Origin of the sequence: Pseudomonas sp. FIP_A4, assembly GCF_036701605.1 — a bacterium.
In the GTDB taxonomy this organism is placed as follows: Bacteria; Pseudomonadota; Gammaproteobacteria; order Pseudomonadales; family Pseudomonadaceae; genus Stutzerimonas; species Stutzerimonas phenolilytica.
The window spans coordinates 468,752-479,031 of record NZ_JAYDXP010000126.1; the positions used below are offsets into that span (position 1 = coordinate 468,752).

General features: G+C 60.7%; 11 protein-coding genes. 5 read left to right on the plus strand and 6 right to left on the minus strand.

Annotated elements, in window-relative coordinates; genetic code table 11:
- Positions 1-8: 8 nt before the first annotated feature.
- Positions 9-431 carry an OsmC family protein gene (locus U8L64_RS15355; RefSeq protein WP_333398184.1) on the plus strand — a complete coding sequence of 141 codons (423 nt, stop codon included), beginning with the start codon at positions 9-11 and terminating at the stop codon, positions 429-431.
- A 90-nt stretch (positions 432-521) separates the two neighbouring features.
- Here the strand turns inward: U8L64_RS15355 and coq7 are convergent, their stop codons facing one another.
- Both coq7 and U8L64_RS15365 read right to left on the minus strand, forming a co-directional pair.
- Positions 522-1,169 carry a 2-polyprenyl-3-methyl-6-methoxy-1,4-benzoquinone monooxygenase gene (coq7, locus tag U8L64_RS15360; RefSeq protein WP_333398185.1) on the minus strand — a complete coding sequence of 216 codons (648 nt, stop codon included), beginning with the start codon at positions 1,167-1,169 and terminating at the stop codon, positions 522-524.
- Between the two features lie 54 nt (positions 1,170-1,223).
- Entirely contained in the window at positions 1,224-1,565 is a 342-nt protein-coding gene (locus U8L64_RS15365; RefSeq protein ID WP_008568236.1) for a histidine triad nucleotide-binding protein, read from the minus strand.
- Between the two features lie 80 nt (positions 1,566-1,645).
- Between U8L64_RS15365 and U8L64_RS15370 the strand changes: the two genes are divergently transcribed.
- On the plus strand, positions 1,646-3,112 hold the full coding sequence (locus U8L64_RS15370; protein WP_333398186.1) for an AAA family ATPase: 1,467 nt from the start codon (positions 1,646-1,648) through the stop codon (positions 3,110-3,112).
- Positions 3,113-3,121: 9 nt separating this feature from the next.
- Here the strand turns inward: U8L64_RS15370 and U8L64_RS15375 are convergent, their stop codons facing one another.
- Together U8L64_RS15375 and hemJ are read right to left on the minus strand one after the other, a co-directional pair.
- Positions 3,122-4,051, minus strand: a complete 930-nt coding sequence (locus tag U8L64_RS15375; RefSeq protein ID WP_333398187.1) for a DUF805 domain-containing protein — start codon at positions 4,049-4,051, stop codon at positions 3,122-3,124.
- Positions 4,052-4,120: 69 nt separating this feature from the next.
- The gene (hemJ, locus tag U8L64_RS15380; RefSeq protein WP_333398188.1) at positions 4,121-4,549 is read right to left on the minus strand and encodes a protoporphyrinogen oxidase HemJ; all 429 of its coding nucleotides are present in this window, start codon (positions 4,547-4,549) and stop codon (positions 4,121-4,123) included.
- A gap of 132 nt (positions 4,550-4,681) precedes the next feature.
- On the opposite strand from hemJ, the gene argC reads away from it, so the two are divergent.
- The gene (argC, locus tag U8L64_RS15385) at positions 4,682-5,716 is read left to right on the plus strand and encodes an N-acetyl-gamma-glutamyl-phosphate reductase (protein WP_234303243.1); all 1,035 of its coding nucleotides are present in this window, start codon (positions 4,682-4,684) and stop codon (positions 5,714-5,716) included.
- A 111-nt stretch (positions 5,717-5,827) separates the two neighbouring features.
- Positions 5,828-6,178: an iron-sulfur cluster insertion protein ErpA gene (gene erpA / locus U8L64_RS15390; RefSeq protein ID WP_003290145.1), complete on the plus strand. Its 351-nt coding sequence runs from the start codon at positions 5,828-5,830 to the stop codon at positions 6,176-6,178.
- Between the two features lie 62 nt (positions 6,179-6,240).
- Here the strand turns inward: erpA and U8L64_RS15395 are convergent, their stop codons facing one another.
- Positions 6,241-7,329: an anhydro-N-acetylmuramic acid kinase gene (locus U8L64_RS15395; RefSeq protein ID WP_138300977.1), complete on the minus strand. Its 1,089-nt coding sequence runs from the start codon at positions 7,327-7,329 to the stop codon at positions 6,241-6,243.
- A 2-nt stretch (positions 7,330-7,331) separates the two neighbouring features.
- Positions 7,332-8,711, minus strand: a complete 1,380-nt coding sequence (locus U8L64_RS15400) for a peptidoglycan DD-metalloendopeptidase family protein (protein WP_177325175.1) — start codon at positions 8,709-8,711, stop codon at positions 7,332-7,334.
- 174 nt (positions 8,712-8,885) lie between these two features.
- Here U8L64_RS15400 and tyrS point away from each other — a divergent pair, with 174 nt between their 5' ends.
- A complete protein-coding gene (gene tyrS / locus U8L64_RS15405) occupies positions 8,886-10,085 on the plus strand; it encodes a tyrosine--tRNA ligase (RefSeq protein WP_333398189.1) in 1,200 nt (399 codons plus the stop codon).
- Positions 10,086-10,280 lie beyond the last annotated feature (195 nt).

Genomic DNA, 10,280 nt, shown 5'->3' on the forward strand with positions numbered 1-10,280 from the left:
GTTAGTGAATGAAAGCGCGCATTCAATGGGCGGGCGAGGCCATGTTTCTCGGCGAATCCGGCAGCGGCCATGTGGTCGTGATGGACGGCCCGCCGGAGAGCGGCGGGCGCAACCTCGGTGTGCGTCCGATGGAGATGCTGTTGCTGGGCTTGGGCGGCTGCAGCAACTTCGATGTCGTCAGCATTCTCCGCAAATCGCGACAAGCGGTGGAAAGTTGCGAGGCCTTTCTCGAAGCCGAGCGCGCAGCCGAAGATCCCAAGGTATTCACCAAGATTCACCTGCGTTTCGTGGTCAAGGGCCGCGGCCTGAAAGAGGCGCAGGTCAAACGAGCGGTCGAACTTTCCTCCGAGAAATATTGCTCGGCATCGATCATGCTGGGCCGCGCGGGCGTCGAGATCAGCCACGACTACGAGATTGTCGAACTGGGCTGAGTTTCTCCGCGCATACCGCCGAGTCGAGAGACTTGCTTAATAAGAAAAGGACGCTCCAGGCGTCCTTTTCTGTTTACAGCATCCGGCGCGCTAGATGCGGTAGGTGGTCTTCGTCATCACCTTGGCCATCATGCTCATGCCGAACTTGATCGGAGCGGGAAAGCGCAGGCCGCCGGCAGCAATCGCGTTGGTGGAGTGCTCGGCTTCGTCGACGCGCATTTGTTCGAGGATGGCGCGGGATTTCTCGTCTTCGGCCGGAAGTTGTTCGAGATGGTCGTCCAGGTGCTTGCAGACCTGATCTTCGGTGGCTGCGACGAAGCCCAGGCTGACCCGGTCGCTGATCAGTCCGGCCGAGGCGCCGATACCGAAGGAGAGGCCATAGAACAGCGGATTGAGCACGCTGGTGTGGCTGCCCAGTTGGCGAATGCGTTGCTCGCACCAGGCCAGGTGGTCGATTTCCTCGTCGGCCGCGCGTTCCATCGCCGCGCGCACCTGTGGCAGTCGCGCGGTGAGCGCCTGCCCCTGGTACAGCGCTTGCGCGCACACCTCACCGGTGTGGTTGATGCGCATCAGCCCGGCGACGTGGCGCGAGTCGCGCTCGTCCAGTTCGGCGTCCGGCTTGACCACGGCGGGCGAGGGCCGGCCGGGCTGGCCGCTGAAGGGCAGCAGTGTGCGCAGCGCCGCGTCAGCCTGCATCAGCAGGCGATCGGCGGGAGAGTAATGGCGATGGGTTGTCATGATGCCTCCGGATTGAAACGACGCGCGGATGGATTCGTGAGCGCAGAGCGCCAATCAGCCCGGCGGCCAGTGCATCTGGCGCTGTCCCAGCACGTGCATGTGAATGTGGTAGACCGTCTGTCCGCCCAGGTCGTTGCAGTTCATCACCACACGAAAACCCTCGGCACAACCGCGTTGCTCGGCCAGGCGCTGGGCGGTGAACAGGATGTGTCCGGCCAGGGCCTTGTCATCCTTCTCGCTGAGGTCATGCAGGGTCGGAATGTGCTTTTTCGGGATGACCAGGAAATGCACCGGCGCCTGCGGAGCAATATCTTCGAATGCTATGACCTGGTCGTCTTCGTAGAGCTTGCGTGCCGGGATATCCCCAGCCACGATCTTGCAGAACAGGCAATCCATGGCATTCCTCCAGGCGTCGAGCGGTTGGACAGTGTAACAGGCCGCTTCGAGGCTGATGAATCCCACCATAAGGAGATGGGGTGAAGAACGATATTCATGATCTGGGACTGGTGCTCGACTCACGCGTTCGGCTGATCGTGATCGAGTCGTGGGACGAGCTGCGCGTGCTGGAAACGCTAACGGGCCTAGCCGTGCGGCGGAGCCTGAGTCTTTACGTGTGGTCGGTAACCGAGGGGGTTCGCCGTCTCGGTTTTGGCGGCGAACCGCAGGGCGAAGACAGCAACGCGCCGGAAACCGCGCTCCGACTGGTCAAGCATGATCCCCAGCCGAATCTGTACGTGTTCTGCGATCTGCACCCCTTTCTCGACGAGCCGCGTGTGGTGCGCCTGCTCAAGGAGATTGCGATGGGGGCGACACCAACGCTGGTGCTGGTGTCGCATGCGTTGAAGCTGCCGGCGGAGCTGCAGCGCCTGACCGCGCGCTTCAGCCTCGCATTGCCGAGCGAGGAAGAATTGCTGGCGATCGTCCGCGAGGAAGCCGCGCGCTGGAGCGAGCGCAATCGCGGTGCGCGGGTACGCACCGACAATCGGACCCTGCAGCAGGTGGTGAAGAATCTGCGTGGCATGAGCCATGCGGAGGCGCGCAGCCTGGCGCGCAATCTGATCTGTGACGATGGCGCCATCACCCAGGAAGACTTACCGGAACTCAACCGCGGCAAGTTCCAGCTGCTCGACCTGGACGGTGTGTTGAGCTTCGAACGCGAGACGGCGCGCTTCGCCGAGGTGGGCGGTTTGCGGCATTTCCGGCGCTGGCTGGGCGAGCGCCAGAGCGCGTTCCTCGCCGGTGCGGCAGCGGATATGCCGCGCGGGGTGATGCTGGTGGGCGTGCAGGGTGGCGGCAAGAGCCTGGCGGCGAAAGCGGTGGCCGGACTCTGGGGGCTGCCGTTGCTGCGCCTGGACTTCGCCTGCCTGTACAACAAGTACTTCGGCGAGACCGAGCGCAACCTGCGCGAGGCGCTGCGTCTGGCCGAGCAGATGGCGCCCTGCGTGCTGTGGATGGATGAAATCGAGAAGGGCCTGGCGACCGGCGAGATGGACGGTGGCGTCAGTCAGCGAGTGCTGGGTACGCTGCTGACCTGGATGGCCGAGCGCGCGGCATCGGTATTTATGGTCGCCACGGCCAATGCGATCGATCGGTTGCCGCCGGAGCTGCTGCGCAAGGGGCGCTTCGACGAGCTGTTTTTCGTCGATCTGCCGGATAGCGAGACTCGCGCGGACATCTTCCGTATCCACCTGACGCGTCGCGAGCTGGCCGAGGCGGATTTCGATCTGAACGTGCTGGCCGATGCCAGCGCGGGTTTCTCCGGAGCCGAGATCGAGCAGGTGGTAGTCAGTGCCGTGTATGCCGCGCAGGCTCGCCAACGGGCGGTCGACCTGCCGCTGCTGGTGGAAAGCATCCAGGCGACGTCACCGCTTTCGGTGGTGATGGCCGAGGATCTGGCGGCGCTGCGTGCCTGGGCGGACGGTCGCGCCGTACAGGCCGACTGAGCCGGCGCGTCAGCCGGCGTGGTGCAGATACTGCGTGGCGGCAGGCACAGTGATCGCGACCAATACACCGCCGATCACCAGCAGCAGCCACAGCGCCGCAAGCACCTTTACCGCCAGGCTGTTGGCTGGCTGCGGCGGGCCGTAGCGATTCGGCCCGCGCTTGCCGGGAATAACGATCATCAGTAGCGGCACGAAGACACCTATCACCGGCACCAGATTGAGCAGCAGAAGCCAGCCGGACACGCCGATGTCGTGCAGTCGCTGGACCCCGATCTGCACGTTGATCACCAGGGCCGCGATTGCCAGCAGTGCCATGAGCAACAACCCGACAGGTTTCGAGATCGCCGCCACGATGGCGGCTATGCCGAACAGACCGGCAACGGCCACCATTACCACCAGGGACCAAGCCAGATAGCGCAGTCGGCCGATGCGGCCCTGCACAGAGAACACGCGCAACTCGCCGTGGCTCTCCAGTGGTATCTCGAGCGTTGCCTGCGGCGGGGCGTACGGTGATTGGCTGTCAGCGGTGGCAGGTGGTGAAACTTCCTTCGCCTGCTGCACCTGACGGGCAAGAAATTTCGCGATAACGATTCCGCACGCCGAGCATTGTTCGTGCTGCGGTTGCGTATGCCCGCACTTGGGGCAGTTCATCTGCGCCTGATCTGCGGTGGGATTGTCGGTCAGTTCCTGCAGTTGAAGCTGGAGCTGCTCAGGCTCCTTGTGCGCGTGGGCGCCGGCGCGATGGAGTGCGGCCAGATAACGGTCGGCCTCGTCGCTGCGCAGCTGGCGCTTGAGTGCGACTTCGCTCGCGCCGAAAAGCCGTTCGATTCGCGCGCGGTCGGTCTTGAAAAGCTGCGCCAGATTGTTTTTCACGGCGTCGGCGCTGGCGCCGGGTATCAGCTCACCGCGGAAGAGGATCTTGTAATGGGCTTCGTTCATGTGGCATCCGTGTCACTGGAAAACAGATCTCGCCTTCGGCGAGGCCTACGCATCGCCAACCGTGGCGCGTTAGAAGGGCTTTATCACCGCCAGGATGACGATCGCCAGCAGGAACAGCACCGGCACTTCGTTGAACCAGCGGTAGAACACATGCCCGCGAACATTCTCATCGCGGGCGAAACGCTTGAGCTGGGCGCCGCACATGTGGTGGTAACCGATCAGCAAGAGGACCAGGGCGAACTTCACATGCAGCCAGCCACCGCCGGTGAACAGCGTTGGATTGAGCGCCGCCATCGCGATGCCGAACGCCAGCGTCGCCACCATCGAGGGCAGCATGATGCCGCGGTAGAGCTTGCGTTCCATGATCTTGAAGCGTTCGCGGCTGGGCGCGTCGTCGCTCATGGCGTGGTAGACGAACAGGCGTGGGAGGTAGAAAAGGCCGGCGAACCAGCACACGATGGAAATGAGGTGGAAGGCTTTGAGCCAGAGATAGAGCATTCGCGGGCGTCTCCGAATTCCGATGGGAGCCGATAGTATTGATTGTTGGACGATCCGTCACCCTGATGGTTGGCCGGCAATCAAAGCAGCTTTATCATCCTTTACTTTTATGGCGTTCATTGCGAGGCAGACATGATCAAGGTCGGTATCGTCGGCGGCACGGGCTACACCGGGGTGGAATTGCTGCGCCTGCTGGCCCAGCACCCGCAGGCCGAGGTGGTGGTGATCACCTCGCGCTCGGAAGACGGCGTCAAGGTTACCGACCTGTATCCCAATCTGCGCGGCCACTACGACGGCCTCGCATTCAGCGTGCCGGATGTGGCCAAGCTGGGCGCCTGCGATGTGGTCTTCTTCGCGACACCGCACGGCGTGGCGCATGCCCTGGCTGGGGAGCTGCTCGAAGCCGGAACACGGGTAATCGACCTGTCGGCCGATTTTCGCCTGCAAGATGCCGAAGAGTGGTCCAGATGGTACGGCCAGCCGCATGGCGCAGCGCATCTGCTGGGCGAAGCAGTCTATGGCCTGCCTGAGGTCAATCGCGAGCAGATTCGCGGCGCGCGGCTGATCGCCGTGCCGGGTTGTTATCCCACTGCCACTCAGCTCGGCTTTCTACCGCTCTTGGAGAATAGTCTGGTCGACAACGGTCGGCTGATTGCCGATTGCAAGTCCGGCGTCAGCGGTGCGGGGCGTGCGGCGAAGATTAGCTCACTGTTCACCGAGGCCGGCGAAAGCATGATGGCCTATGCAGTCAAGGGGCATCGACATCTGCCGGAAATTAGTCAGGGGCTGCGCCGCGCGGCGGGCGGCGAGGTGGGGCTGACTTTCGTTCCCCATCTGACTCCGATGATTCGCGGCATTCATGCCACGCTCTATGCAAGCTTGATCGATACCTCGGTAGACGTGCAGGCACTGTATGAAAAGCGCTACGCCGACGAGCCCTTCGTCGATGTAATGCCGGCGGGCAGCCATCCGGAGACACGCAGCGTGCGTGGTGCGAACATGTGCCGTATCGCGGTGCATCGCCCGCAGGGTGGTGATCTGGTGGTGGTACTTTCGGTTATCGATAATCTGGTGAAGGGCGCATCGGGTCAGGCGATCCAGAACATGAACATCGTTTTCGGTATGGATGAGCGTCTAGGGCTGAACAACGTCGCCTTGCTGCCTTGAGTCCGAAAAACCGAGCTGCTTTCCTTGATCGACCAATAGTTGACCAATTTGGTAGGGCAAGCGGATAATGCTTCGCCATAGCAGTAGGCGTTCTAGCGCCGGGAGAACTCAATGAGTGTCGAATCCTTCACACCCACCGCGATCCAGTTCAGCCAGGGTGCCGCGAGCAAGGTGAAGACCTTGGTCGAAGAAGAGGGCAACCCGCGGCTAAAGCTGCGCGTATTCGTCACGGGGGGTGGTTGCTCGGGCTTTCAGTATGGTTTCACGTTCGATGAGGACGTGGCGGACGACGACACGATCATCGAGCGCGAAGGGGTCAGTCTGGTCGTGGACCCGATGAGCTATCAGTATCTGGCCGGAGCGGAAGTCGATTACCAAGAGGGGCTCGAAGGGTCTCGCTTCGTGATCACCAACCCGAATGCCACGACGACTTGTGGCTGCGGTCAATCGTTTTCCATCTGAGATAACTGTGCTTGCGATAACGCCGCGCTTTGCGCGGCGTTATCGTTTATGGACGCTGCTGCTTAGGCCGGATAGATCGCGCCGAGAATTCGCGGGCCTCTTGCGCCGGTCACGCTGGGGCGGTTGGCCGGAATGTTTTCCAGGCAGCAGTGCGCCAGCCACGCGAAAGCCGTGGCTTCCACCCAGTCGGGGGCGATGCCGAACGCTTCGGTGCTGCAGACGTGACGATTGGGCTGCAGAGCCTGTAGTCGCCGCATCAGCGCGGTGTTGTGGGCGCCGCCGCCACAAACGAGCAGCTCCTGAGTATCGGGCTGCCCGCGCTCCAGTGCCTCGCTGATGCTGCGCGCCGTCAGTTCCAGCAGCGTCGCCTGAACATCCTCCGCCAGCAACGTTCTGCCGGACAGGTGCTGTTCCAGCCAAGGCAGGTTAAACAGTTCACGACCGGTACTTTTCGGGCCTTGTCGAGAAAAAAACTCGTCATCCAGCATTGCCCGCAACAGGCTGGCGTCGAGGTTACCGCTTGCTGCCCAGGCGCCGTCTCGGTCGAATGGCTGGCCACGCTGCACCTGGATCCAGGTATCCAGCAAGACATTGCCCGGCCCGCAATCGAAGCCGCGAACGGGCTGGCCCGGACTGAGCAGACTGAGATTGCTGAAGCCGCCGACGTTGAGAACCGCCCGCACCCTGTCGTCCGCCTGGAACGCTGCTTCGTGAAATGCCGGCACTAATGGGGCGCCTTGTCCGCCAGCCGCGACATCACGACGACGAAAGTCGCCGACAACGGTGATGCCGCTGAGCTCGGCGAGCAGGGCCGGATTGCCGATTTGAATGCTGAAGCCTCGCTGCGGCTCGTGGCGCACGGTTTGTCCGTGGCTACCAATCGCGCGGATTGCCGCCGGCTTGAGTTGGGTTTGCTCGAGCAGTTCACGGATGACCGACGCGGTTAGCGTCACCCACTGCTGCTCGATCAGCGCCGCGCGAGCCAGCTCATCGGGTCCGGAAGAGCAGAGCGCCAGAATCTCATGGCGTAGATCATCGGGTAACGGGCGAAAGCGGCTGGCCAGAAGTCTGGTCTGATTGGTCTGCTCGACGAGAACGACGTCCAGTCCGTCCAGACTGGTGCCGGACATGACGCCGAGATACAGTGCCATGCTTATTGCTTGTTGAGTGCCAGCATGGTTGCGCGCTCGTCATCCATGCGAGCCATGAGCGGCTGACTGAGCGCCATGAAACGCTGCTTCTCGTTCTTTGCAATCGGATCGGCCATCGGCAACTTCAGCCCTAGCGGGTCGACATGCGCGCCGTCTACTTGGAACTCGTAATGCAGGTGAGGTCCGGTAGACAGTCCGGTCGTTCCGATATAGCCGATGATCTGACCCTGCTTGACCGTGGAGCCGTTCTTCACACCTTTGGCAAAACCTTGCATATGCGCATAAAGCGTCCGATAACGCTGCCCGTGCTGGATGATTACGGTATTGCCGTAACCGCCCTTGCGCCCGGCGAGCAGCACTTTGCCGTCACCTGCACTCTTGATCGGCGTGCCATGCGGAGCGGCATAGTCGACGCCTTTATGCGCACGAATCTTGTTCAGAATCGGATGCTTGCGACCGTTTGAGAAGCGAGAGCTGATGCGGGCGAAGTCTACCGGGGTGCGAATGAACGCCTTACGCATGCTGTTGCCGTCGGCGTTGTAATAGCTGGTCGTGCCGTTCTTGCTGGTGTAGCGCACGGCAGTGTAGGTCTTGCCGCGGTTGATGAACCGTGCAGCCAGAATGTTCCCCGTGCCAACGCGCTTGCCATCGACGATTTTCTCTTCGTAGATCAGATCGAAGGAATCACCCTTGTGGATGTCCAGCGCGAAGTCGATGTCATAACCGAATACGTTTGCCAAATCCATCGTCAGGTTGTGGCTCAGGCCGGCCTGGCGTGCAGCAACGAACAGACTGCTGTTGATTTCACCGTGAGCGTATACGGCTTTTAGCTCCGGCTTGATCTCTTCTTTCTTAAACGTATAGCCGCTGTCTGTTCTTTCGAGGTGCAGGGTCTCGAGCGCGCTAATCCTGCTCTGCAGGCTGGCGAGCTCACCCTGCTCGGTCAGCTGGAATTCGAATACCTGTCCTACCTTCAATCGGCTCAGCTGTTTAGCGTCTTTGCTGCTGGCCAGCACGCTGTGGACGGTATTAGATGGAAGGCCGGCTTTGGCGAAGAGCGTGGAAAGGGTGTCGCCGTTGGTCGCCACCAGCTTCTTGCTGCGCGGGTCCTCTTGCGGGGACGCCAGTTGCTCAGCTACTTCGTTGGAGCTCTGTTCGATGGAGGCAAAAGGCGAATCGGATTCGGGGGCGGTGACGTCGTCGGAGACTTCCGGTACCACTGCCTGCTCGGCAGCATAGTCCAAGCGAAGATCAATCAGGCTTTTCTTCGCTTCTACTTCGCGAGAAGGGAAGACAAGCAGTGCCAGGCTGAGCAGCGCGGCTACACCGCTGGCCGCCAACAGGTGGCTCTTCGGGTAGAGGGGGGCTTTTTGATTGGTCATCAGGTATCTGGCATGTTTTTGCACAGGAAATAACTGTCTAAAATATAAGCAAAGTCCGCGTGAGGCAACCCTTGAGTGCTCTCCGCTCGTCGAGCGGCGGCGTGCTTCACGCTTGTATTTTTCACATGATCTTGTAAGGCTTGCCCCCCTTTATTTGCAGATGCGGAGCCTGTCATGAGGTCGGTTGAGGAGCAGTTGTCGGTCATCAAGCGGGGCGCTGACGAAGTGCTCGTCGAATCGGAGCTGATCGCCAAGCTACGGCGCGGGCAGCCTCTGCGCGTCAAGGCGGGATTCGATCCGACTGCTCCCGATCTGCACTTGGGACACACCGTGCTGATCAACAAGATGCGCCAGTTGCAGGACTTGGGGCACCAGGTGATTTTCCTCATCGGCGACTTCACCGGAATGATTGGCGATCCGAGCGGCAAGAGCGCAACAAGGCCGCCACTGACTCGTGATCAAGTGTTGGAGAACGCCGAGACGTACAAGGCGCAGGTATTCAAGATCCTAGATCCAGCGAAGACCGAGGTTGCCTTCAATTCGTCCTGGATGGATCAGCTGAAGCCGTCGGACATGATCAGGCTTGCCTCGCAATATACGGTGGCTCGAATGCTGGAGCGCGATGATTTCAGCAAGCGCTATGCCACGAATCAGCCGATAGCTATTCATGAGTTCCTTTACCCGCTCGTTCAGGGCTACGACTCCGTCGCCTTGAAGGCCGATATCGAATTGGGTGGGACCGATCAGAAATTCAATCTGCTTATGGGGCGCGAGTTACAGCGAGCCTATGGGCAGGAATCCCAATGCGTGGTCACGATGCCGTTGCTTGAGGGGCTGGATGGCGTCAAGAAGATGTCCAAGTCGCTCGGTAATTACGTCGGGATTCAGGAGTCGCCGGGGGTGATGTACAGCAAGCTCGTATCGATTCCTGATGCGCTGATGTGGCGTTATTTCGAGTTACTGAGCTTTCGTACCGTTGAAGAGATCGGCGCATTTCGCGCCGACGTCGAGCGCGGGGCGAATCCTCGGGATATCAAGATCAAGCTCGCGGAGGAGATCGTTGCACGCTTCCATGGCGAGGACGCGGCAACAATGGCTCATCGGTCGGCCGGTAATAGAATGAGAGAGGGTGAGTTACCCGAGAATCTTCCAGAGATCGAGTTGGTGTCTGATCAGGATATGCCGATCGCATCTGTCCTTAATAAAGCGGGGTTGGTGAAGAATGCGGCAGTCGCGCGCGACCTTTTGGGAGTGGGCGGGGTTCGAGTTGATGGTCAGGTCGTAGATCGGAGCTTCTTGTTCCGGACTGGTGCGACCCATGTCTGTCAGGCAGGAAAGAAGGCCTTCGCGCGTATTTCGCTGAAATTGGAATAACGGGCTTGACGCGCACTTTCAGCCCCCTATAATGCGCACCACTTCTGGCGCGGCCCTCTGCTAAAAGCCCTTGTAAATCAATAAGTTGCTTTGAGATTGAGGGTTGCGCTGGTGGCGGATTCGAGTAGAATGCGCCGGGCTGACAGGGTGGTGGTTGAGTTCTGTTGGTGGCTTCGGTCGGGTTGATCGGAGGCG

What these genes read in the sequence shown, in the direction of transcription:
- U8L64_RS15355 (WP_333398184.1), top strand. Translation starts at nt 9, where the DNA reads ATGAAAGCGCGCATTCAATGGGCGGGCGAGGCCATGTTTCTCGGCGAA.
- coq7 (WP_333398185.1), bottom strand. Translation starts at nt 1,169, where the DNA reads ATGACAACCCATCGCCATTACTCTCCCGCCGATCGCCTGCTGATGCAG.
- U8L64_RS15365 (WP_008568236.1), bottom strand. Translation starts at nt 1,565, where the DNA reads ATGGATTGCCTGTTCTGCAAGATCGTGGCTGGGGATATCCCGGCACGC.
- U8L64_RS15375 (WP_333398187.1), bottom strand. Translation starts at nt 4,051, where the DNA reads ATGAACGAAGCCCATTACAAGATCCTCTTCCGCGGTGAGCTGATACCC.
- hemJ (WP_333398188.1), bottom strand. Translation starts at nt 4,549, where the DNA reads ATGCTCTATCTCTGGCTCAAAGCCTTCCACCTCATTTCCATCGTGTGC.
- argC (WP_234303243.1), top strand. Translation starts at nt 4,682, where the DNA reads ATGATCAAGGTCGGTATCGTCGGCGGCACGGGCTACACCGGGGTGGAA.
- erpA (WP_003290145.1), top strand. Translation starts at nt 5,828, where the DNA reads ATGAGTGTCGAATCCTTCACACCCACCGCGATCCAGTTCAGCCAGGGT.
- U8L64_RS15395 (WP_138300977.1), bottom strand. Translation starts at nt 7,329, where the DNA reads ATGGCACTGTATCTCGGCGTCATGTCCGGCACCAGTCTGGACGGACTG.
- U8L64_RS15400 (WP_177325175.1), bottom strand. Translation starts at nt 8,711, where the DNA reads ATGACCAATCAAAAAGCCCCCCTCTACCCGAAGAGCCACCTGTTGGCG.
- tyrS (WP_333398189.1), top strand. Translation starts at nt 8,886, where the DNA reads ATGAGGTCGGTTGAGGAGCAGTTGTCGGTCATCAAGCGGGGCGCTGAC.